Below are 20,593 nucleotides of genomic sequence, written 5' to 3' on the forward strand. Positions count from 1 at the left end.
CATGGATTCCAGGATCATGACCGCGCTCGGCGACCGCGTGCTGACGCTCGGGCCTCAGCCCGCGGCAGACAGTCCATACAAGCACTTCAAGCTCACGCGCGATGCCGACGGTGTCGCCTGGCTGCTGTTCGATCGCGCCGATGCGAGCGCCAATACGCTCTCCTCCGACGTGATGGAAGAGTTCGACGCGGTGCTCGCCGCGATCGAGACCGAACGCCCCGCAGGTCTCGTGATCCGCTCGGCCAAACCGTCCGGCTTCATCGCCGGCGCCGACGTCAACGAATTCCGCGGTGCCAGCGATCCCGAGATGGTGGAGACGCGCATCCGCGCCGCGCATGCCGTCGTCGACCATCTGGAGGCCTTGAGGCTGCCGACGGTCGCGGTCATCCACGGCTTCTGCCTCGGCGGCGGGCTCGAGGTCGCGCTCGCCTGCCAGTCGCGCATTGCCATCGAGGGTGCGCGCTTCGGCTTCCCGGAGGTGATGCTCGGCCTGCATCCCGGTCTCGGCGGCACTGCCCGTTTCACGGCGCTGGTCAATCCGACCCAGTCGATGGCCTTGATGCTGACCGGCCGCACCATCGATGCACGCCGCGCCAAATCGCTCGGCCTCGTCGACACCGTGACGCAGGAGCGCCACGTCCGTGGCGCCGTGAAAGACGTGCTGTTCGGCCGGCTGAAGCGGGCCAAGCCTGGCCTGCTGACGCGGGCGGCCAATCTCGGGCCGGTGCGTGGACTGCTGGCCAAGCGCATGCGCTCGGAGGCGGCGAAGGCCGCACCGCGCGAGCACTATCCGGCGCCTTACGCGCTGATCGATCTCTGGGAAACGCATGGCGGCAGCAAGGCCGCGATGCTGGCGGCCGAGCAGGCGTCGTTCGCCAAGCTGATGGTGACGCCGACCGCGCAGAATTTGATCCGCGTCTTCTTCCTGCGCGAGCAGATGAAGAAGGCGGCAGGCGCCGGCAACGCGGTGAAGCATGTCCATGTCATCGGCGCCGGCGCCATGGGCGGCGACATCGCAGCATGGTGTGCGGGGCAGGGGCTGCTGGTCTCGCTCGCCGACATGAAGGCGGAGCCGATCGCAGGAGCGGTGAAGCGCGCGGCCGAGCTTTACGGCAAGATCATCCGAAAACCCACCGAGGTGCGCGACGCGCTCGATCGCCTGATTCCGGACATGGACGGCGAGGGCGTCCGCAACGCCGATCTCGTCATCGAGGCGGTGCCGGAAAAGCTGGAGCTCAAGCATAAAGTCTATGCCGGTCTCGAGCCGCGGATGAAGCCGGGCGCGATTCTTGCGACCAACACCTCGAGCATTCCGCTTCAGGATCTGCGCACCACGCTGGCGCGGCCCGAGCGGCTGGTCGGGCTGCACTTCTTCAATCCGGTGTCGCGGCTGCAATTGGTCGAGGTCGTCAGCCATGACGGCAACGAGCTGGAGGTGCTGAAGGATGCGCTCGCCTTTGTCGGTGCGATCGACCGCCTGCCGCTCGCCGTGAAGAGCTCGCCCGGCTTCCTCGTCAACCGCGCGCTGACGCTCTACATGCTGGAGGCAATGGTGATGCTGGACGAGAAGACCGACCAGCGCCTGATCGACGCCGCGGCCGAGCAGTTCGGCATGCCGATGGGACCGATCGAGCTTGCCGACCAGGTCGGGCTCGACATCTGCCTCGATGTCGGCGACATGCTGCGCACCAAGTTCGGCGATCTGTTGCCGCCGACGCCGGCATGGCTGCGCGAGAAGGTCGCCAAAGGCGAGCTCGGCCGCAAGACCGGCAGGGGCTTCTACACCTGGAAGGACGGCAAGGCCGAGAAGGTGCCGCTCCCCGAGACCGGCCCGCGCGTGACCGACCAGATGATCGACCGCCTGGTGCTGCCGATGTCCAACGTCTGCGTCGCGGCGCTGCGCGAGGGCATTGTCGAGGATCCCGATGCGGTCGACGGCGCCATGATCTTCGGCACGGGGTATGCACCGTTCCGCGGCGGCCCGCTGAACTATGCGCGCACGCGCGGCGTGGATAATGTCGTGTCCACCTTGCGCGAGCTTGCCGATCGGTTCGGCGGTCGTTTCGCGCCCGATCCGGGCTGGGATAATTTGAAATAGGGATGATGTCGGCAAAAGGTGCTATCATGGGTGGTGGAGCCCGTGGAGGAGCATCGCCGATGCCGACGATCCCGTTCTTCAAGCATGCGACCTTGCGCGAGATCATCATCACGCGGCTGTGCTGTGCGGCTGATGCCGTCGTGATCCTGTGCTGCGCAATTTATCTCGTCGGATGTTACCGCGCGGCAGGATTGCGCTGGCCGTGGCTGATCGTGGCACTCCTGATCGGTTATTTCCTCGCTGATTTTTTTTCGGGGCTGGTGCATTGGGCGGTCGACACGTGGCTCGACGAGGGGGGGCTCGGCCGCGGCATCGCGATGACGCGAGAGCATCACACCCATCCGAGCCACGTCCTGCTCTACGAATTCCTCGACCAGGCTTCCCTCGGTGCGGCACCGAGCGCCGTGGTGGTCGGCATTTCGGCCGCGATCACGGCGTTGTTCTCGGTTTCCGCACTCACTTACGCGCTGATGATCGTCTGGTTCGTGATCGCGACTTGCATGCTGTTTGGCATGAGCTTTCATAATCTTGCGCATTGGCGGGTCCGCCCGCCGCTCCTGCGCATGGCGCAAAGGCTGCATCTGGTCTGCTCACCCGAGCATCATTTGCGCCACCACCGCGACCACACTGTCCGCTATTGTGTCATCAATGGATGGGCCAACTATCCGTGCGACAGTCTCCGGCTTTGGAGCAGGCTGGAACGGCTCGTGACGGCAACGACAGGGCGCACGCCGCGGGCCGACGATGCGGAGTGGCAACGCAAGCTCAACGATACCGGAATCTTCGTCGGGACGCCGCGGCCGGCTGGATAGCGCAAGCTTGTCGCGTGCCGATGTTGCGCAAGGCGCCGCGGCTTTGTATCCAGAGCCGAGAGCCGCGGAGATCAACCATATGACCGACACGCACGTCAAAACCCCTTTCAGCTCCGATACCGAGCCGAGCGGCGATCTCTGCATTCGCACGCTGGCGATGCCCGCCGACACCAACGCCAACGGCGACATTTTCGGCGGCTGGTTGCTCAGCCAGATGGACGTCGGCGGCGGCGTGTTCGCCTCGAAGATCGCGAAGTCGCGCACCGTGACGGTTGCGATCGAGGCGATGAATTTTCGCAAAGCGGTGTATGTCGGCGATCTCGTCTCTGTCTACGCCAATCTCGTGCGGGTCGGGCGCACCTCACTCACCGTGCATCTCGAAGCCTGGGCGCTTCGCCGCAGGGAGGCGCACCCGTTCCTCGTCACCGACGGCAACTTCACCTATGTCTCGATCGACGATCACGGCCGTCCGCAGTCGATAACCCCCACCGATACGCCGATCGCGACGTAGCCGCCGCGGCGCATCACCGCGCGACGTTGCGTCCGTGGTCGTCGCGTCTTCGCCAAGAACAAGTCATAAAACGGATGAGGTCCCGGCGTACTCAATTGCGTGTCGATTCGGGGTGGAAACGGCCTCAAATGCCCAGGAACCTTTGGGCAGAAGTGTCGTTATTTGCCCGCACTTGAGGAATCCACGGGCCATGCCGGACAGCTACATCATCGAAGTTAATTCACAGACCGCAGGTATCGTCGTTCGCTCTCAAGGAGGCTATTGCTTCTTCGCCTCATCCGACCGCTTCTACCGCCTCGAAGGCCAGCTCTTCCGCAACGCCCGCGAAGCCGAGCGCGCTGCGCGCAAGCTGGTTAACGGCGATGTGAAGGAAGCGGCGTAGCCCCCTGTCATTCCGGGGCGCGCGTAGCGCGAACCCGGAATATTTTGCCGCGCACTTCGCCTTGCCCTCTCCCGCAAGAAGGGGAGAGGGTAAGAAGCGCCATCACAATTTCGTCGCCGCGCGTGACAGCAGCTTCCAGTCGTCGCCCTGCTTCTGCCAGTTCATCAGGATGTGAAGGTTGGTCGGCACTTTTTTCCCATCGGCCGCCATCTCCTGTTCCGCGACCCAGTGGAAGCGCACGATCGCGGCCGGGCCGACGACCTTGATGGTCGGGTCCTTGTATTCGATCGACAGGAATTTCGATTTGCCGTCGGTGGCGTTGGTGATGAAGGTCGCCTTGTCCTCCACCTTGCCGCTGGAATGGCTGTAGCTCAGATCGTCCCAGCACAGCGCGCCGAGCGCCTTCGGATCGGCCGCGATCTGGGCGAGGCGGAAGGCCTCGACCTTCTTCGCCACGGCTTCTTCGTCCGCCGCCGCGGCCAGCGCCGGTGTCGTAAGGGCGAGCGCAGAGATGGCAAGAGCTGGAACGGCAAGGGTCGAGAGAGCCAGATCGCGTCGGTTGATCGTCATCGTTTCCTCCTTTTTGCTCTTGATGAGAGTGTTACAGCCGCGCGCGGCTTTGTCGAGTGGTCACGTCGTCGTCATGCGCATGCGTCATTGCGTGATCGCAGCCATATTGATACGTGTCGCGCATCGATGCGTCGTGCATTTGGGAAAGTACGGAAATGATCGAGGCCAAGGACAATGCGACGGGCAGGGCATTGCTGTTCGACATCGACGGTACGCTTGCCAATACCGACCCGCTGCACTTGAAGGCTTTCAACGAGGTGCTCGGCCCTCGCGGCCATGTCTTCGATCACGCGCGGTTCTCGAGGGAGCTGCAAGGGTTCGCCAATGTATCGATCGGTGAGCGCTTTCTGCCCGACGAGGCGCCGGAACGGCGCGCCTCGATCCTCGATGAAAAGGAGGAAGTCTTCCGCGCGCTCGTCGCCGGGCAGATCGAGCCGCTGCCGGGTCTGATGGCGCTGCTCGACCGGGCGGACGCGGCCGGCGTTCCCATGGTTGCCGTGACCAACGCGCCGCGTCTCAACGCCGAGCTGCTGCTCTCCGGCCTCGGCATCACGGACCGTTTCAAGGCGCTCGTGATCGGCGACGAGCTGCCGCACGGCAAGCCGCATCCGCTGCCCTATCAGGAAGGCTTGCGCTTCGTCGGCGCGAGGCCGGAAACCTCGGTCGCATTCGAGGACTCCCGCACCGGCGTGCAATCGGCCACCGCGGCCGGCATTCCGACCATCGGCATCCGGACCAGCCTCAGCCATGCCGACCTGGTTGCCGCCGGCGCGGTCGCCTCCGCCGGCGCCTTCGACGATCCGGCCCTGCTCGCGCCTCTGGCTGCCGCGATGGCGTGGTGAGAGGCCTCATCCGTTAACCGTGATCGGCGGGCGCATTGACCGATGGCGCGAACCGCCGCACCATGCACCTTCCTGATTTGAGGCCATTGCCGTGACCGGATTGACCCATCGCCAAGCCGAAATCCTCAACATCGCGCGCGCCTCCGGCCGCGTCATGGTCGACGAGCTCGCGCGCCGGTTCGAGGTCTCGGCGCAGACCATCCGCAAGGATCTCAACGACCTCTGCGAACGGCGTTCGCTGACCCGCATCCATGGCGGCGCCATCATCGCCTCGGGCGTGGAAAACCTCGCCTATGAGGCGCGCCGCTTCGTTGCCGCCGAGGAGAAGAAGGCGATCGGGGCTGCGGCCGCATCGCTCATCCCGAACGGATGCTCGCTCTTCATCAACATCGGCACCACGACGGAGGAGGTCGCGAGCGCGCTGACCTCGCATGAGGATCTCCTCGTCATCACCAACAACCTCAACGTCGCGATGCTGCTCTACCGCCATCCCCGCATCGAGGTGGTGGTTGCCGGCGGCACGGTGCGGCGCGCCGACGGCGCGGTGGTCGGCTCGACCGCGACGCAGCTGATCGGCCAGTTCAAGGTCGACTACGCCATCATCGGCGCCTCCGCGATCGACGAGGAGGGCGCGCTGCTGGATTTCGACTATCGCGAGGTGCAGGTCGCGCAGGCCATCATCGCCAATGCCCGCAGTGTCATGCTGGTCGCCGATTCCACAAAACTCCGCCGCAGCGCGCCGGTGCGCATCGCCCACATGACCCAGATCCAGACCTTCGTCACCGACCAGGAGCTTCCCGAACGCCTCGCCACCATCTGCCACAGCAAGGGCATCGAAGTGGTGGAGGCGATGCCGAAGGGGGCGGATATTGATGATGTGCAGGCCGATGCTCAGGAAGCTGCACCCGAAGCGGCGCCGGTGGTGCGGTTAAGATAGGACTATCGGTCGTCCCACGGATTGAGCAGGGGGACGCCGAATGCAGCAAAATCCTTCACATTGCGCGTGGCGAGCGTGAGATCGTTTGCAAGCGCGGTCGCGGCAAAGAAGCCATCCATGACGGACAGAGCAACGCCGCTGCGGCGGCTCTGAGCCATCAGGTCGCCCCAGCGCTCGACCACCGCCTGGTCGATCGGCAGGACACGTTCGCCAAACCGCGCCGGTAGATCGTGGGCGAGCCAGGCGGCCAGTGCCGAGCGCCGGCGGCCATCCTCCAGCAATGCGATGCCGCGGCGAAGCTCGGCGATCGATGCGACGCTGATGAACGCACGATCTTCATCGATCGTGTCAAGCCAAGCCAAGACATTCGGCGAGGGGGTTGGCCGCTGAACTTCCGACAGTATGTTGGTGTCGAGCAGCAGGTTCACGGCATCTCGTCGCGCGGCGCATCGTGCGTGCGATCAAGTGCGAGGTCGGCGCCGCGCAGCGGAGAGGCCAGCAGGAATTCGGCCAGCGTGCCTTTGCGTGCGGTCTTGCGGGCCCATTCCTCGGCGGAAACGACCACGGCGTTCGGCTTGCCGTGACGGGTGATGATCTGGGGGCCGGTCTGGGCACGCTCGATCACCTCGGACAGTCGTGCCTTGGCGTTGGCAAGCGTCCACGTGTCATCAGTCGGAAGCGTGTCGGGTGCAGTGTTGTGGTCGGCCATGTGAGCAAGAACCAATATGACTATTATGACTATAATCTATCGTGGCTGACCTTCAAGTGCGCTATTGCTTCTCGAATTGCCGTCTAAGTTGCTCATTTCCTCGTCCGATTGCCCACCAAAAAGTTCCGCTTTCACTTCCCTTCGCCTCTCTTTCATCTTGCTTTCGCTTTTCGGTGTGATCTAATCAAAAACGAAAGTAGTCGCTCGAAGGAACGAGCGAGTCGCCCGGGGGATGCGTCTGTTGGAGCGTATTTTCGACCTCGCCATTATTGGAGGCGGTGTTAACGGCTGTGGCATCGCGCGCGACGCGGTGGGCCGCGGCAACACGGTTTTCCTGTGCGAAATGAACGATCTGGCGAGCGGGACGTCGTCCTGGTCGACCAAGCTGGTGCATGGTGGCCTGCGCTATCTCGAATATTACGAGTTTCGCCTGGTCCGCGAGGCGCTGATCGAACGCGAGATCCTCTGGGGCATCGCGCCCCACATCATCCGCCCCTTGCGTTTCGTTTTGCCGCATCACGCAGGGCTGCGCCCGGCCTGGCTGCTGCGGCTCGGCCTCTTCCTCTATGACCACATCGGCGGCCGCCATCTGCTGCCGGCGACCCGCTCGGTCGATCTTGGGCGTGACGAGGTCGGCCGCCCGCTGATCCCGAATCGCTACAGCCGCGCCTTCGAATATTCCGACTGCTTCGTCGATGACGCCCGCCTCGTCGTGCTCAACGCGCGCGATGCCGCCGACAAGGGCGCCGAGATTCGCACCCGCACCCGTGCCACCGAGATCCGCCAGGCCGACGGCGTCTGGACGGTCAGCATGGTCAACACGCTGACCGGTGCGCGCTCGCAGGTCCAGGCCCGGGCGCTGGTCAATGCCGGCGGCCCCTGGGTCGAGGACGTGCTCGGCCGCGGTGCCGGCGTCAACGCGAAAGCCAAGGTGCGCCTGGTGCAGGGCTCGCATATCGTGGTCAAGAAGCTCTACGACCACGACCGTGCCTACATGTTCCAGAATGCGGACGGCCGCATCATCTTCGTGATCCCGTACCAGGACGATTTCACGCTGATCGGAACCACCGACCGCGACTATGACGGCGATCCCGCCAAGGTGAAGGCGACGCCGGAGGAGATCCAGTATCTCTGCGCCGCCGCGAGCGAATATCTGGCGAAGCCGGTGACTTCAGAGGACGTGGTCTGGACCTATTCCGGCGTGCGGCCGCTCTATGACGATGGCGCCAGCGAAGCCAAGGCCGCAACGCGCGACTACGTGTTCGAGCTCGACACGCCCGGCGGCTCGCCGCTGCTCTCGATCTATGGCGGCAAGATCACGACCTACCGCCGCCTCGCCGAGGAGGCGCTGGAGCGGCTTTCGCCCTATCTTCGCAGCGCGAAAGCGCGCGAGGGCTGGACCGGGAAATGGCCGCTGCCCGGTGGCGACATGGATGTGTCCGACATCGACGGGCTGATCGCCGAGCTCCAGCGCGGCTATCCCTTCCTCGGCCATGCGCATGCGCGCCGCCTCGCGCGCGCCTATGGCACCCGTGCCATCAAGCTGCTTGGCGATGCGAAATCGGCCGCCGACCTCGGCCAGGCCTTCGGCGCGACGCTCACCGAGCGCGAGGTCCGCTATCTCATGGCCAACGAATGGGCGGTTACCGCCGAGGATATCGTCTGGCGCCGTTCCAAGCTCGGCCTGCGACTATCTGCCGACGAGGTCGCTGCGCTTGACGACTGGATCAGGACCAACGCCGTGCTGCAAAGTCCCCTGCTGGAAGCGGGAGGACGCTCATGACCGTCACGCTCGATCACGTGACCCGGACCGTCGATGGTGTCGCGCACATCCGCGACGTCTCGCTGACGCTCGAGAGCGGCACGCTCAACGTGCTGCTCGGGCCGACGCTGTCGGGCAAGACCTCGATCATGCGGTTGCTCGCCGGCCTCGACAAGCCGACCACGGGCAAGGTGCTGGTCAACGGCAAGGACGTCACCGGCGTCGATGTGCGCCAGCGATCGGTTGCCATGGTCTATCAGCAATTCATCAATTACCCCTCGTTCACGGTCTATGAGAACATCGCTTCGCCCTTGCGCGTGCAGGGCAAGCCGCGCGAGGAGATCGAGGCGCGCGTGGCGGAAGCCGCAAAGCTGCTCAGGCTCGAGCCGTTCCTGAAGCGCACGCCGCTCCAGCTCTCCGGCGGCCAGCAGCAGCGCACTGCGATGGCGCGTGCGCTGGTCAAGGGCGCCGATCTCGTGCTGCTCGACGAGCCGCTCGCCAATCTCGATTACAAGCTGCGCGAGGAACTGCGCGCCGAGCTGCCGCGCATCTTCGAGGCCTCGGGCGCGATCTTCGTCTATGCCACCACCGAGCCGACCGAGGCGCTGCTGCTCGGCGGCAATACGGTGTGCATGTGGGAGGGCCAGGCGCTTCAGATCGGCGAGACGCCCAGCGTCTATCGCCGTCCGCAGACGCTGCGGGTTGCCCAGGTATTCTCCGACCCGCCGCTCAACCTCGTCGGCATCGAGAAGAAGAACGGTTCGGTGCAATATGCGGGAGGTATCGCCGCGCCGGCGTCCGGCCTCTATTCCGCTCTCGCCGACGGCGCCTATCGCGTCGGTTTTCGCGCGCATCAGCTTGCGCTCGCCAATGGTGAGACCGACCGCCATGCCTTCCATGCCACTGTCACGGTGACCGAGATCACCGGTTCGGAGAGTTTCGTGCATCTGACCCGCGACGGATCGAACTGGGTGGCGGTGCTGCACGGCGTGCACGAGTTCGAGCCCGGCCAGACCATCGATGCCGTGCTCGATCCCAATGATGTCTTCGTATTCGACGCGGCTGATCGCCTCGTCGCAGCTCCAAACTCGTGAGGGGGATGCGCCATGGCCCGCATTGACCTCGTCGATCTCGCCCACTCCTACGGCGGCAACGCTGCGCCGCAGGAAAGCTTTGCGCTGAAGCCGGTGACCATGACCTGGCGGCAGGGCGGCGCCTATGCGCTGCTTGGGCCGTCCGGCTGCGGCAAGACCACGCTGCTCAACGTCATCTCCGGCATCATCACGCCGTCGCGGGGGAAAATCCTGTTCGACGGGGTGGACATCACACCGCTGTCAACCCAGAAGCGCAACATCGCCCAGGTGTTCCAGTTTCCGGTGATCTACGACACCATGACGGTGGGGGAGAACCTGGCGTTTCCGCTGAAGAACCGCGGCGTGCCGAAAGCCGAGATCGACAGGCGCGTCGCCGAGATCGGCCGCCTGCTCGACCTCGAGCCCTATTTGAACCGCAAGGCCACGCGCCTGACCGCCGACGCCAAGCAGAAGATCTCGCTCGGCCGCGGCCTCGTGCGCAACGACGTCGCCGCGGTGCTGTTCGACGAGCCGCTGACCGTGATCGATCCCGAGCTGAAATGGCAGCTGCGCTCGAAATTGAAGGCGCTGCATCGCGAGCTCGACCTGACGATGATCTACGTCACCCACGACCAGACCGAGGCGCTGACCTTCGCCGACACCGTCGTCGTCATGCATGACGGCCGCGTGGTGCAGAGCGGCACGCCCGCCGAGCTGTTCGACAAGCCAGCGCACACCTTCGTCGGCTATTTCATCGGTTCGCCCGGCATGAACATCCTGCCGGCCGAGGTGAGGGGCCGCGAGGCGCGCATCGGCGGGAATGTCATCGCGCTGGGCCGCAGCTACAACAATCTGCCCGCGGGCGCGAAGATCGAGATCGGCGTGCGTCCGGAGTTCGTCGACGCCGTCGCGCCGGCACCTGGCCTGCTCACCGCAAAGGTCGAACGCATCGACGACCTCGGCCGCATCCGCTTCGCGCGCGTCCGCATCGGCGAGGCCAAGATCGCGGCGCGCGCGCCGGCGGGCTTCACCAGCGCGGACGGCACCGCCGGGCTGAAGTTCGATCCGTCGCATGTCCACGTCTATGCCGACAGCCTTCTGGTGGAGGGAGCCGCCTGATGGACAAGACCATCAACCAAAAAGCCTGGTTCCTGGTGCTGCCGGTGTTCCTGGTCGTCGCCTTCTCGGCGGTGCTGCCGCTGATGACGGTGGTGAACTATTCGATGCAGGACACGTTCGGCAACAACCAGTTCTTCTGGAACGGCGTCGGCTGGTTCAAGGAGCTGCTCGATCCCTCGACCGATCTCGGCGGCCGCTTCCTCGCGTCGCTCGGCCGCAATCTGTTCTTCTCGCTGGTGATCCTCGCTATCGAGGTGCCGCTCGGCATCGTCGTTGCGCTGTCGATGCCGCGCGACGGCTGGACCGTCGCGGCCTGCCTCGTCATCCTCGCGCTGCCGCTGCTGATTCCCTGGAACGTCGTCGGCACCATCTGGCAGATCTTCGGTCGGCCCGACATCGGCCTGCTCGGCTATACGCTCAATGCGATGGGCCTCGACTACAACTACGTGTCCAACGCAGTCGACGCCTGGGTCACGGTCATCGTGATGGACGTCTGGCACTGGACCAGCCTGGTCGCGCTGCTCTGCTACGCCGGCCTGAAGTCGATCCCGGACGCCTATTACCAGGCGGCGCAAATCGACGGCGCCTCGCGCTGGGCCGTGTTCAAGGCGATCCAGCTGCCGAAGATGAACCGCGTGCTCTTGATCGCGGTGCTGCTGCGCTTCATGGACAGCTTCATGATCTACACCGAGCCGTTCGTCGTCACCGGCGGCGGACCCGGCAACTCGACCACCTTCGTCTCGATCGAGCTGGTCAAGATCGCGCTCGGCCAGTTCGACCTCGGCAAGGCCGCCGCGCTGTCGCTGGTCTACAATCTGATCATCCTGATCGTCTGCTGGATCTTCTACACCGTCATGACCAATGCAGGCGTCGAGCGTAAGGCACAGGCGGAGAAGGAGCCGGCGGCGGAGCCGAAACCCGCAGGTGTGCTCCAGCCTGCGCCCGCGCTCAAGCCGAAGGAAGGAGTGGCCTGATGCATTCGATTCCCGGCCGCCGCCTCATCATGGGGCTGTTCCTGGTCTTCCTGCTGCTGCCGATCTACTGGCTCGTCAACATGAGCTTCAAGACCAACAGCGAGATCGTCTCGACGATGACGCTATGGCCGCACGCCCCGACGCTCCAGCACTACAGGCGCATCTTCACCGACGAGAGCTGGTACTCCGGCTACATCAATTCGCTGGAATACGTCGTCCTCAACACCATCATCTCGATCTCGGTGGCGCTGCCGGCGGCCTACGCCTTCTCCCGCTACCGTTTCCTCGGCGACAAGCACCTGTTCTTCTGGCTGCTGTCGAACCGGATGGCGCCGGCCGCGGTCTATGCGCTGCCGTTCTTCAACCTCTATTCGGCGATCGGGCTGTTCGATACGCCCTGGGCCGTTGCGCTGGCGCACTGCATCTTCAACGTTCCGCTGGCGGTCTGGATCCTGGAAGGTTTCGTCTCCGGCGTGCCGCGCGAGATCGACGAGACCGCGTTCCTCGACGGCTATTCCTTCCCGCGCTTCTTCATCAAGATCCTGGTGCCCCTGATCGCCAGCGGCATCGGTGTCGCCGCCTTCTTCTGCTTCATGTTCTCCTGGGTCGAGCTCTTGCTCGCGCGCACGCTGACCTCGGTGCAGACCAAGCCGATCGCGGCGATCATGACGCGCACGGTGTCGGCCGCGGGCATGGACTGGGGCCTGCTGGCCGCGGCCGGTGTGCTCACCATCATTCCGGGCGCGCTGGTGATCTGGTTCGTCCGCAATTACATCGCGCGCGGCTTCGCGCTCGGCCGGGTGTAGGGAGGCATCGATGGAATCTATTGCATGGATGGCCTGGACGCTGCCGACCGCGATCTTCTTCGCGGCGCTCGCCTGCACCCTCGCGGTCATGACGTACCTCGCCGCGGTCTATCCCGAGGCCGAGCGCGTCGGCGTGCTCAGTATTCCGACCACGCGCGGCGACCGCCTGTTCATCTCGCTGATTGCGGCCGCCGTCATCCATCTCGTGTGGATCGGCCTCGTCGGCACCGACGCGCTCGCGACGTTGCCGATCGGCGAGGATGGTTTTGAGATTTCGAGCCTGTGGCTCGCAAGTGGAATTTCGCTGGCCACGGCCGTGCTCATTTTCCGCACGGTCTGAAGCTCGCGAAGGGACGGCCAGATCCGGGGGCAACCCGGGCCTGTATAAAATTTTGTCGCTGCAACGGAGGAACAACATGCGACAGTTTAGGAGAAGGAAAGGTCCATTGACCAAGAGCAGTTTTCTGACCATGTCCAGCACTGCTGCGCTTCTGGCGGTGTCGTTCACCGTCTCGACGCCGGTTCGTGCTGCCGACGACGCCGCGATCCAGAAGTGGATTGCGGAATTCCAGCCCTCGACGCTGTCGAAGGACGACCAGAAGAAGGAGCTGGAGTGGTTCGCCAAGGCCGCCGAGCCCTTCAAGGGCATGGAGATCAACGTCGTCTCCGAAACCATTGCGACCCACGAATACGAGTCGCAGACGCTCGCCAAGGCGTTCTCCGAGCTGACGGGTATCAAGCTCAAGCACGACATCATCCAGGAAGGTGACGTCGTCGAGAAGCTGCAGACCCAGATGCAGTCCGGCAAGAACGTCTATGACGGCTGGATCAACGATTCCGACCTGATCGGCACGCACTTCCGCTACGGCCAGACCATCGCGCTGTCGGACTACATGACCGGCGAAGGCAAGGACGTCACCGACCCCATGCTCGACGTCAACGACTTCATCGGCAAGTCGTTCGGCACGGCGCCGGACGGCAAGCTCTACCAGCTGCCCGACCAGCAGTTCGCGAACCTCTACTGGTTCCGCTACGACTGGTTCACCAACCCCGACTACAAGGCCAAGTTCAAGGCCAAGTACGGCTACGAGCTCGGCGTGCCCGTGAACTGGTCCGCCTATGAGGACATCGCCGAGTTCTTCACCAACGACATCAAGGAGATCAACGGCGTCAAGGTCTACGGCCATATGGACTATGGCAAGAAGGACCCGTCGCTCGGCTGGCGTTTCACCGACGCCTGGCTGTCGATGGCCGGTAACGGCGACAAGGGCATTCCGAACGGCCTGCCGGTGGACGAGTGGGGCATCCGCATGGAAGGTTGCCGTCCGGTCGGCTCCTCGGTCGAGCGCGGTGGCGACACCAACGGTCCGGCCGCGGTCTACTCGATCACGAAGTACCTCGAGTGGATGAAGAAGTACGCGCCGCCGCAGGCCCAGGGCATGACCTTCTCCGAATCGGGTCCGGTGCCGGCGCAGGGCAACATCGCCCAGCAGATGTTCTGGTACACCGCCTTCACCGCCGACATGGTGAAGCCGGGCATCGCCGTGATGAACGCGGACGGTACGCCGAAGTGGCGCATGGCTCCGTCGCCGCACGGTTCGTACTGGAAGGAAGGCATGAAGCTCGGCTATCAGGACGCGGGCTCGCTCACGCTTCTGAAGTCGACCCCGGCGGATCGCCGCAAGGCGGCCTGGCTGTATCTCCAGTTCATCGTCTCCAAGACGGTGTCGCTGAAGAAGAGCCATGTCGGTCTCACCTTCATCCGTGAATCCGACATCTGGGACAAGTCGTTCACCGAGCGTGCGCCGAAGCTCGGCGGCCTGATCGAGTTCTACCGCTCGCCGGCGCGCGTGCAGTGGACCCCGACCGGCAACAACGTGCCCGACTATCCGAAGCTGGCGCAGCTGTGGTGGCAGAACATCGGCGATGCGTCGTCCGGTGCCAAGACGCCGCAAGCCGCAATGGACGCGCTGGCCGCTGCCCAGGACTCCGTCATGGAGCGCCTGGAGAAGTCCGGCGTGCAGGGCGCCTGCGGTCCGAAGCTGCACAAGAAGGAGTCGGCCGAATACTGGTTCGCCAAGGCCCAGAAGGACGGCACCATCGCTCCGCAGCGCAAGCTCGCCAACGAGAAGCCGAAGGGCGAGACGGTCGACTACGACACGCTGATCAAGTCGTGGCCGGCCACCCCGCCCAAGCGCGCCTCGCTGCAGTAAGGTACGCCTCATCACGACGACCAAAGGCCGGGAGCAATCCCGGCCTTTTTCTTTGCGCGCGCACCGACGCGCTGGACGAAAGAGCCTGCCTACGTGTCAGGATTGGCGCCGTCGGACCGGCGATCACACCAGGAAATCGTGATGGTGATTGACCGGCGCCACCTTCTCCACGAAGTCGATGATCTGCGCGAAGGTCTGGTGCGCATTCTGCGACAGCGTGACGTCGTGCCCGGCATTCTTGACCACGAGTTGTTCGAAGTCGGACGAGTTGGGATAGAAGGCGCGTTCTGCCGCAAAGGTTGAGGGATCGGTCTGAAACAGCAGGTCGTGATCGCCGACGACTTCGAGCACGGGCGCTGTGATTCCCACCGAGCGCGCCGGATCGAGCGCAAATGCGAAGTTCAGTTCGGCGGCCGTGCCCGTGCCGATATGCGAGGCATCCCAGGCAAGGATCTTGGGCGAGGTGTTGTTGCTGTCAAACAGGAAGCTTCGATCGTCGAAGGTCAGGTACCCGTCGGGCTGGCCGGCGGCCGGGTGAATGGCGTTGGCAAACTCGCCGGCGCCTGCCGGGTTGACCTCGTGCCGAAAGCCCGTGAGCACGAGCGCGTCGGCATCGTGGTATGTGCCGGCCTCGGTTTGCGCGATGCCTGAACCCAGGGAGTGACCGACCAGGACAATCTTGGAGAACCCGTAGCTGCTCAGGGCGCCACTCTTGATGGACTGAATGATCTGATGCAGCTCGTCGGCCTGATCCTGGATCGTTGTCAAATCGGCCGGCGGTTTGTCGCTCGTTCCCGTCCCCAGCCGATCGAGATTCAAGGTCGCGTACCCGGCGTCATTGGCCGCATCGACGAACGAATATTTTCCGTTGCCGACCGGGGGATCCCAATAGGTGTGGTCATACGAGAAGCCGGGCAGCAGGATCATCAGGGGCCGGCCCTCGGTCGACCCGGGCGAATCCAGCACTGCGTGCATGTTGAAATCGCCGGACGTCGCCGTCGGAGCGACCGACAGAACCAGGTCCTTGTGAATGGCATGGTGGTCTTCGTGGCCACGGAAATCGAACCGGTGACTTTCGCCTCCCCATCCGGCGCCATCGTCGTCCCATCGTACGTCATCGTCGTTCAAATGGCCGGACCGGCCGAAAGCAAACTGCCTAGAACTCGTCATGAGATTTTCCCTTCGACCCGGCTGCAACAGACTTCGCCGTTCACATCTCCGGCGCTTCGCTCTTGAAGAGCGCGCGTCTCATCGGGGGCCTGCGCAGCAGAGGCGTACGCTCTGCATGCGACCCCACGTGCAAGGCGCACCCGTCAGGCACGCGGATGTTCGCGAAATTGCCTGTGCTTGACGGGTTGAACCCTATGTTCCAAGGTATCGGTCGCCTATCCCTGTTTTCTGGGATGCCCGGCTTCACGATGATGGCATGGGGTGGTGATGGCGATTTCACTTTCTGCGCGCGAAGTGACGCTGCTGAAACGCGTCGGCGAAGGGCTTCTGCAGCCCCTGCGACCCGATTGGCTTTTGGCCATGCCGGATCTCGCTGCGGATTTAAAGCGCCTGCTGGCGATGGATTTCATTGGAACGACGCGGTGGAATCAGCGAACCGGCCGCTACGAGAATCCGGCATGCTCCGGACGCGGAGTGGAGATGGCGCGCGCCTATGTCGAGGAGTTTCAGCGTTGCGATCCGATTTCGCCACGGCTGCGTTCCCGTCGCGGGCCGACCCCGATCTATTCGGTCATCAATCGAACCGAGCTCGAGCGCACGCGCTACTTCAACGAATTCCTGCGCGTCCACCAGACGACGGATGGTATCGATCTCCACCTCTACGACGGTGACACGAGTGTCGGCGACTTTCGCTTCTGGCGTGCTCCCGGCCGGGCCCCCGTCGGATCTCGCGAAGTGGCGCTGCTGACCTTGCTGCAGCCGATCCTCCTGCGCGCGACCAAGGACGTGCACAGCACCAGCACGGCAGCAGGCCACCGCCTGCCGCAACTAACGGATCGGGAGAACCAGATCGTCGGTCTGGTCGCCGACGGCCTGACGGACGGCATCATCGCCCGGAAGCTGGGGATCAGCTACTGGACCGTCCGCTCTCACCTCGACCATGTTTTCGAGAAGCTGGAGACGCCCAATCGGGCGACTCTCATCGCGCGTATCCACCGCGAGGGTCGGTGACGCCGTTTCCGCGGCCCGCGGCGGAAGCGACGTAGATCCAGATCGATCTCCACCGAGCCGGTCTGGATCGTGTCGTCGCTTCGCGCACTATGATGGCGTGGAAGGCGCGCAGCCTCTACTGCGCCGCTTCCGCCGCTTCGAGCGTCGGGTAATCCGTGTACCCCTTCGCGCTGCCGCCGTAGAACGTGTTCTTGTCCCAGTCGTTCAGCGCCGCGCCCTGCTTCAGCCGCTCGACGAGGTCGGGGTTGGAGATGAACGGCTTGCCGAAGGCGATGAGATCGGCCGCGTTCGCGTCAAGCACCTTGGTCGCCAGATCGAAGTCGTAGCCGTTGTTGGCGACGTAGGCGCCGGAGAAGCGCTTGCGCAAGGACGCATAGTCGAACGGTGCGAAGTCGCGCGGCCCGCCGGTGGCGCCCTCGACGACGTGGAGATAGACCAGCTTCAGCGCGCTGAGGCCGTCGACGATGTGATCGAACAAGGCTTGCGGATTGCTGTCGGAGACGTCGTTGGCGGGCGTCACCGGCGAGATGCGGATGCCGGTGCGCTCAGTGCCGGCCTCGGCGGCAACCGCCCTGGAGACCTCGAGCATCAGCCGCGCGCGGTTCTCGATCGAGCCGCCGTAAGCGTCGGTGCGCTTGTTGGCGCCGTCCTTGGCGAACTGGTCGAGCAGGTAGCCGTTGGCGCCGTGAATCTCGACGCCGTCGAAGCCGGCCTCCAGCGCATTCTTCGTGGCGCGCTTGAAGTCGTCGATGATCCCCGGAATTTCGGAGAGCTCGAGCGCGCGCGGCTCGGAGACGTCGGCAAAGGTGCCGTTGACGAAGGTCTTGCCCTTGGCGCGGATCGCGCTCGGCGCCACCGGCGCTGCGCCATTCGCCTGCAGCGCGACATGCGAGATGCGGCCGACATGCCAGAGCTGGATGAAGATCTTGCCGCCGCGCTCATGGACCTTGTCGGTGACCTTGCGCCAGCCGGCGACCTGGTCCTTGGAGTAGATGCCGGGGGTGTCCTGGTAGCCCTGGCCCTGCTGCGAAACCTGGCTCGCTTCGGTGATCAGGAGGCCTGCGGACGCGCGCTGGCTGTAATAGTCGGCGGCGAGCGCGCCGGGGACGAACGTGCCGGGAACGGCGCGGTTGCGCGTCAGCGGCGCCATGACGAGGCGGTTGGCCAGCGTGATCGGGCCGAGCTTGTAGGTCTCAAACAATTTGGTCGAACGGCTCATGGGAGTGCTTCCAGGCGGTGAGAGGTCCGGAACACTTGTGCATCGCGGCAATCAGCGCAAGGGAGGAGCCATACGGAAAGTGCAGGCGAGCTACGCGGCAACGCCCGCGTAGCATAATTCATGTGCAATCTTGGCCGAGACAGCGGATTTCGGCTATCGCGGCCGTGCGATTTCGCAAATCAGCTCGCGCCGAGGAAATCGCGCTTGCCGATCTCGACGCCGTTGTGGCGCAGGATGCCGTGCGCGGTCGTGGCGTGGAAATAGAAGTTCGGCAGCGAGAACGCGCTGAGGAATTGCTGGCCCTTCATGGTGATGGATTTGTCGGGGCCGGCCGGGAAGGTGACGTCCTTGGTGTCGGCGCCCTCGAACTGCGCGGGCTTGAACGACTTGACGTAGTCGATCGTCTTGGCCAGCCGCTGCTTCAGCTCCTCAAACGTCTTTTCCGTGTCGGGCGTCGAGGGCACCTCGCTATGGGTCAGCCGCGCGCAGCCCTTGGCGGCGAAGTCGCTGACGAGCTGGATCTGCTTCGACAGCGGCAGCATGTCCGGAAACAGGCGGGAGCCGAGCAGGACGCTCGGGTCGACCTTCTTGGCCGCGCAATGCGCCTCGGCTTTCGTGAGCAGGCCGGTGAGGCTGTTCAGCATCTGCAAATAGGCGGGGACGACGGCGTCGTAGAAGGACATGTGATGCTCGCTTCAATGGTGAGGAATCTCAGGAGAAAACCTGATCCACTCACATGGGAACGTCATGGAAAAATACAATCGCAGGAGCCGCTTTTGCGGTGCGAAAATTCTAGTGCCCGCGGCCCATCCTTCGAGACGCCCGCCTATGGCTGGCTCTCAGGATGAGGTCACGTTCTGCGGCGAAAGATTAGACCCTCATGGTGAGGAGCCCGCCAAAGCGGGCGTCTCGAACCATGCAGGCCGAGCTCTTCCGGCGAACTCTCGCTGCCATATGCGATGATTTTGCTCTCAAGGGCATGAGGGCGCGCAGGGGCTACCGCACCACCCCCACTGGCTGCGCCTGCGCCGTGCTGCCGCGCATGCGCGCGAGCAGCTCCGCGGTCGGCCAGGAATCGGCCGGCAGGCCGTATTTGATCTGCATCGCCTTCACGGCGGCGCGGCTCTGCTGGCCGAGCACGCCGTCGACCTTGCCGACATTGAAGCCGGCCTGGACCAGTAGCTGCTGCAATTGCTTGAGCTCATTGAATGGCAGCTGCGCGACCGGCGCCGCCGGCTTGCGCATCGGCGCGGCGCCCGCGATGCGGGTGGCGAGATAGCCCGCGGTGGTCGAGTAGATCAGCGAGTTATTCCACTCGGTGTAGGCGGCGAAATTCGCATACGCCATGAAAGCCGGCCCGAAGCGTCCCATCGGCAGCAGCACGGACGCCGCGAGATTGTCGTTCGGCAGCGGCCGGCCGTCGGGATAGGTCACGCCTAACTGCGCCCATTTCGAGCGCGGCTGCTGCACGGTGAGATCGGTCTGCTCCCACGGCAGGTTCTGCGGCACCTTGATCTCCTCCAGCCATGGCTCGCCGCGCCGCCACTTCAAGCCGTTGGCGATGTAGTTCGCGGTCGAGCCGATCACGTCGGGCTCGCTGCGCAGGAGATCGCGCCGTCCGTCGCCGTCATAGTCGACGGCGTAGTTGACGTAATGCACGGGCAGGAACTGTGTCTGTCCGAGCTCGCCGGCCCAGGAGCCGATCATCTCGTCGGGTGTGAGATCGCCGCGGTCGATGATCTTCAGCGCGGCGATGGTCTCGTTCACGAACATCTCCGAGCGGCGGCAGTCATAGGCGAGCGACACCAGCGATTTCAGCGTCGGCAGGTTGCCCATGTTGGCGCCGAAGTCGCTCTCCAGGCCCCAGAACGCAGCGATGACCGCCGGCGGCACGCCATATTCCTTTTCGGCGCGCGCGAAGGCAGCTGCGTGGGCCTTGATGTGCTGCTGGCCGTTCTGCATGCGATAGGGCGCGGCCATGCGGCCGGCGAACTCGGTGAAGAGCTGGCCGAACACGCGCTGGCCGCGGTCGCGGTTGACGATCCCCTGGTCGTAGACGAGGTAGGGCGAAGCCTCCGCGATCGTCCGCTGCGACACGCCGGCGGCCACCGCCTGCTGTTTCACGTCGGCCAGGAAGCGATCGAAGCTCGCCCCATTGTGGCACGAGGCTGCGCGCGGCGAGGGCGCGGTGGCCTTGGGCGCCGCCGGCCTTGCGGGCGGCGGTGCGAACTGGGCCGAGGCAGTGGCGGAGCATGCGAGGAGCGCGACGGCCGCGATCAGAAATCGGGTCTGGAGCATAGGGGTTCCGGCGGGGAGGGAAGGCGTGGATTCGCTTGAAGTCTAGGTGAAGTGACGGCCTCAGGCCATCCTTTCCGTGCCATGCCA

Annotated in this window: 21 protein-coding genes; 14 read left to right on the forward strand and 7 right to left on the reverse strand. The window is 64.4% G+C overall.

Annotated features, from left to right (window positions below; genetic code table 11):
* Position 1 precedes the first annotated feature (1 nt).
* The 4 genes from WN73_RS41030 (at position 2) to WN73_RS41045 (ending at position 3,803) form a co-directional block, all read left to right on the forward strand.
* Positions 2–2,098: a 3-hydroxyacyl-CoA dehydrogenase NAD-binding domain-containing protein gene (locus WN73_RS41030; RefSeq protein WP_271558006.1), complete on the forward strand. Its 2,097-nt coding sequence runs from the start codon at positions 2–4 to the stop codon at positions 2,096–2,098.
* Positions 2,099–2,157: 59 nt separating this feature from the next.
* A complete protein-coding gene (locus tag WN73_RS41035) occupies positions 2,158–2,910 on the forward strand; it encodes a fatty acid desaturase CarF family protein (protein WP_271558008.1) in 753 nt (250 codons plus the stop codon).
* 79 nt (positions 2,911–2,989) lie between these two features.
* Entirely contained in the window at positions 2,990–3,421 is a 432-nt protein-coding gene (locus tag WN73_RS41040; protein WP_271558010.1) for an acyl-CoA thioesterase, read from the forward strand.
* A 190-nt stretch (positions 3,422–3,611) separates the two neighbouring features.
* Positions 3,612–3,803, forward strand: a complete 192-nt coding sequence (locus tag WN73_RS41045; protein ID WP_028175062.1) for a hypothetical protein — start codon at positions 3,612–3,614, stop codon at positions 3,801–3,803.
* 102 nt (positions 3,804–3,905) lie between these two features.
* On the opposite strand, the gene WN73_RS41050 is transcribed toward WN73_RS41045, so the two are convergent.
* Positions 3,906–4,373 carry a nuclear transport factor 2 family protein gene (locus WN73_RS41050; RefSeq protein WP_011085218.1) on the reverse strand — a complete coding sequence of 156 codons (468 nt, stop codon included), beginning with the start codon at positions 4,371–4,373 and terminating at the stop codon, positions 3,906–3,908.
* 155 nt (positions 4,374–4,528) lie between these two features.
* Between WN73_RS41050 and WN73_RS41055 the strand changes: the two genes are divergently transcribed.
* Entirely contained in the window at positions 4,529–5,215 is a 687-nt protein-coding gene (locus tag WN73_RS41055) for an HAD family hydrolase (protein WP_038967389.1), read from the forward strand.
* Between the two features lie 91 nt (positions 5,216–5,306).
* Positions 5,307–6,152, forward strand: a complete 846-nt coding sequence (locus WN73_RS41060) for a DeoR/GlpR family DNA-binding transcription regulator (protein WP_271558014.1) — start codon at positions 5,307–5,309, stop codon at positions 6,150–6,152.
* A gap of 2 nt (positions 6,153–6,154) precedes the next feature.
* On the opposite strand, the gene WN73_RS41065 is transcribed toward WN73_RS41060, so the two are convergent.
* On the reverse strand, positions 6,155–6,580 hold the full coding sequence (locus WN73_RS41065) for a type II toxin-antitoxin system VapC family toxin (RefSeq protein WP_271558016.1): 426 nt from the start codon (positions 6,578–6,580) through the stop codon (positions 6,155–6,157).
* Positions 6,577–6,861: a type II toxin-antitoxin system Phd/YefM family antitoxin gene (locus WN73_RS41070; protein WP_271558018.1), complete on the reverse strand. Its 285-nt coding sequence runs from the start codon at positions 6,859–6,861 to the stop codon at positions 6,577–6,579. The genes WN73_RS41065 and WN73_RS41070 overlap by 4 nt, the downstream gene beginning before the upstream one ends.
* Positions 6,862–7,093: 232 nt before the next feature.
* On the opposite strand from WN73_RS41070, the gene glpD reads away from it, so the two are divergent.
* From glpD to WN73_RS41105, 7 genes are all read left to right on the forward strand, one after another.
* The gene (gene glpD / locus WN73_RS41075; RefSeq protein WP_011085223.1) at positions 7,094–8,644 is read left to right on the forward strand and encodes a glycerol-3-phosphate dehydrogenase; all 1,551 of its coding nucleotides are present in this window, start codon (positions 7,094–7,096) and stop codon (positions 8,642–8,644) included.
* Positions 8,641–9,717 carry an ABC transporter ATP-binding protein gene (locus tag WN73_RS41080; protein ID WP_011085224.1) on the forward strand — a complete coding sequence of 359 codons (1,077 nt, stop codon included), beginning with the start codon at positions 8,641–8,643 and terminating at the stop codon, positions 9,715–9,717. The genes glpD and WN73_RS41080 overlap by 4 nt, the downstream gene beginning before the upstream one ends.
* A gap of 12 nt (positions 9,718–9,729) precedes the next feature.
* Entirely contained in the window at positions 9,730–10,815 is a 1,086-nt protein-coding gene (locus WN73_RS41085) for an ABC transporter ATP-binding protein (protein ID WP_271558020.1), read from the forward strand.
* Entirely contained in the window at positions 10,815–11,789 is a 975-nt protein-coding gene (locus WN73_RS41090) for a carbohydrate ABC transporter permease (protein WP_011085226.1), read from the forward strand. Before WN73_RS41085 ends, WN73_RS41090 begins: the two co-directional genes overlap by 1 nt.
* The gene (locus WN73_RS41095) at positions 11,789–12,595 is read left to right on the forward strand and encodes a carbohydrate ABC transporter permease (protein WP_011085227.1); all 807 of its coding nucleotides are present in this window, start codon (positions 11,789–11,791) and stop codon (positions 12,593–12,595) included. The genes WN73_RS41090 and WN73_RS41095 overlap by 1 nt, the downstream gene beginning before the upstream one ends.
* A 10-nt stretch (positions 12,596–12,605) precedes the next feature.
* Positions 12,606–12,935 carry a DUF2160 domain-containing protein gene (locus tag WN73_RS41100; protein WP_028175055.1) on the forward strand — a complete coding sequence of 110 codons (330 nt, stop codon included), beginning with the start codon at positions 12,606–12,608 and terminating at the stop codon, positions 12,933–12,935.
* 130 nt (positions 12,936–13,065) lie between these two features.
* Complete coding sequence (locus WN73_RS41105) at positions 13,066–14,808, forward strand: ABC transporter substrate-binding protein (RefSeq protein ID WP_038967390.1); 1,743 nt, start codon at positions 13,066–13,068, stop codon at positions 14,806–14,808.
* 123 nt (positions 14,809–14,931) lie between these two features.
* On the opposite strand, the gene WN73_RS41110 is transcribed toward WN73_RS41105, so the two are convergent.
* Positions 14,932–15,978, reverse strand: coding sequence for an alpha/beta hydrolase (locus WN73_RS41110; protein WP_271558022.1), 1,047 nt, complete (start codon positions 15,976–15,978; stop codon positions 14,932–14,934).
* 267 nt (positions 15,979–16,245) lie between these two features.
* Between WN73_RS41110 and WN73_RS41115 the strand changes: the two genes are divergently transcribed.
* Positions 16,246–16,989, forward strand: a complete 744-nt coding sequence (locus WN73_RS41115; RefSeq protein WP_271558024.1) for a helix-turn-helix transcriptional regulator — start codon at positions 16,246–16,248, stop codon at positions 16,987–16,989.
* 115 nt (positions 16,990–17,104) lie between these two features.
* Here WN73_RS41115 and WN73_RS41120 read toward each other — a convergent pair whose 3' ends face one another.
* The 3 genes from WN73_RS41120 to WN73_RS41130 form a co-directional block, all read right to left on the reverse strand.
* A complete protein-coding gene (locus tag WN73_RS41120; protein WP_271558026.1) occupies positions 17,105–18,208 on the reverse strand; it encodes an alkene reductase in 1,104 nt (367 codons plus the stop codon).
* A gap of 179 nt (positions 18,209–18,387) precedes the next feature.
* Entirely contained in the window at positions 18,388–18,891 is a 504-nt protein-coding gene (locus WN73_RS41125; protein ID WP_011085233.1) for a DUF1993 domain-containing protein, read from the reverse strand.
* A 313-nt stretch (positions 18,892–19,204) separates the two neighbouring features.
* Positions 19,205–20,506, reverse strand: a complete 1,302-nt coding sequence (locus WN73_RS41130; RefSeq protein WP_271558029.1) for a lytic murein transglycosylase — start codon at positions 20,504–20,506, stop codon at positions 19,205–19,207.
* Positions 20,507–20,593: the final 87 nt, after the last annotated feature.

It is taken from the genome of Bradyrhizobium sp. CCBAU 45394 (assembly GCF_028128655.1).
GTDB classification, from domain to species: Bacteria; Pseudomonadota; Alphaproteobacteria; order Rhizobiales; family Xanthobacteraceae; genus Bradyrhizobium; species Bradyrhizobium diazoefficiens.

Coding starts and splice junctions, on each gene's coding strand:
- WN73_RS41085 (WP_271558020.1), top strand. CDS start 9,730: ATGGCCCGCATTGACCTCGTCGATCTCGCCCACTCCTACGGCGGCAAC.
- WN73_RS41070 (WP_271558018.1), bottom strand. CDS start 6,861: ATGGCCGACCACAACACTGCACCCGACACGCTTCCGACTGATGACACG.
- WN73_RS41090 (WP_011085226.1), top strand. CDS start 10,815: ATGGACAAGACCATCAACCAAAAAGCCTGGTTCCTGGTGCTGCCGGTG.
- WN73_RS41030 (WP_271558006.1), top strand. CDS start 2: ATGGATTCCAGGATCATGACCGCGCTCGGCGACCGCGTGCTGACGCTC.
- WN73_RS41105 (WP_038967390.1), top strand. CDS start 13,066: ATGTCCAGCACTGCTGCGCTTCTGGCGGTGTCGTTCACCGTCTCGACG.
- WN73_RS41080 (WP_011085224.1), top strand. CDS start 8,641: ATGACCGTCACGCTCGATCACGTGACCCGGACCGTCGATGGTGTCGCG.
- WN73_RS41120 (WP_271558026.1), bottom strand. CDS start 18,208: ATGAGCCGTTCGACCAAATTGTTTGAGACCTACAAGCTCGGCCCGATC.
- WN73_RS41040 (WP_271558010.1), top strand. CDS start 2,990: ATGACCGACACGCACGTCAAAACCCCTTTCAGCTCCGATACCGAGCCG.
- WN73_RS41115 (WP_271558024.1), top strand. CDS start 16,246: ATGGCGATTTCACTTTCTGCGCGCGAAGTGACGCTGCTGAAACGCGTC.
- WN73_RS41110 (WP_271558022.1), bottom strand. CDS start 15,978: ATGACGAGTTCTAGGCAGTTTGCTTTCGGCCGGTCCGGCCATTTGAAC.
- WN73_RS41050 (WP_011085218.1), bottom strand. CDS start 4,373: ATGACGATCAACCGACGCGATCTGGCTCTCTCGACCCTTGCCGTTCCA.
- WN73_RS41095 (WP_011085227.1), top strand. CDS start 11,789: ATGCATTCGATTCCCGGCCGCCGCCTCATCATGGGGCTGTTCCTGGTC.
- WN73_RS41130 (WP_271558029.1), bottom strand. CDS start 20,506: ATGCTCCAGACCCGATTTCTGATCGCGGCCGTCGCGCTCCTCGCATGC.
- WN73_RS41055 (WP_038967389.1), top strand. CDS start 4,529: ATGATCGAGGCCAAGGACAATGCGACGGGCAGGGCATTGCTGTTCGAC.
- WN73_RS41045 (WP_028175062.1), top strand. CDS start 3,612: ATGCCGGACAGCTACATCATCGAAGTTAATTCACAGACCGCAGGTATC.
- WN73_RS41100 (WP_028175055.1), top strand. CDS start 12,606: ATGGAATCTATTGCATGGATGGCCTGGACGCTGCCGACCGCGATCTTC.
- WN73_RS41035 (WP_271558008.1), top strand. CDS start 2,158: ATGCCGACGATCCCGTTCTTCAAGCATGCGACCTTGCGCGAGATCATC.
- WN73_RS41125 (WP_011085233.1), bottom strand. CDS start 18,891: ATGTCCTTCTACGACGCCGTCGTCCCCGCCTATTTGCAGATGCTGAAC.
- glpD (WP_011085223.1), top strand. CDS start 7,094: ATGCGTCTGTTGGAGCGTATTTTCGACCTCGCCATTATTGGAGGCGGT.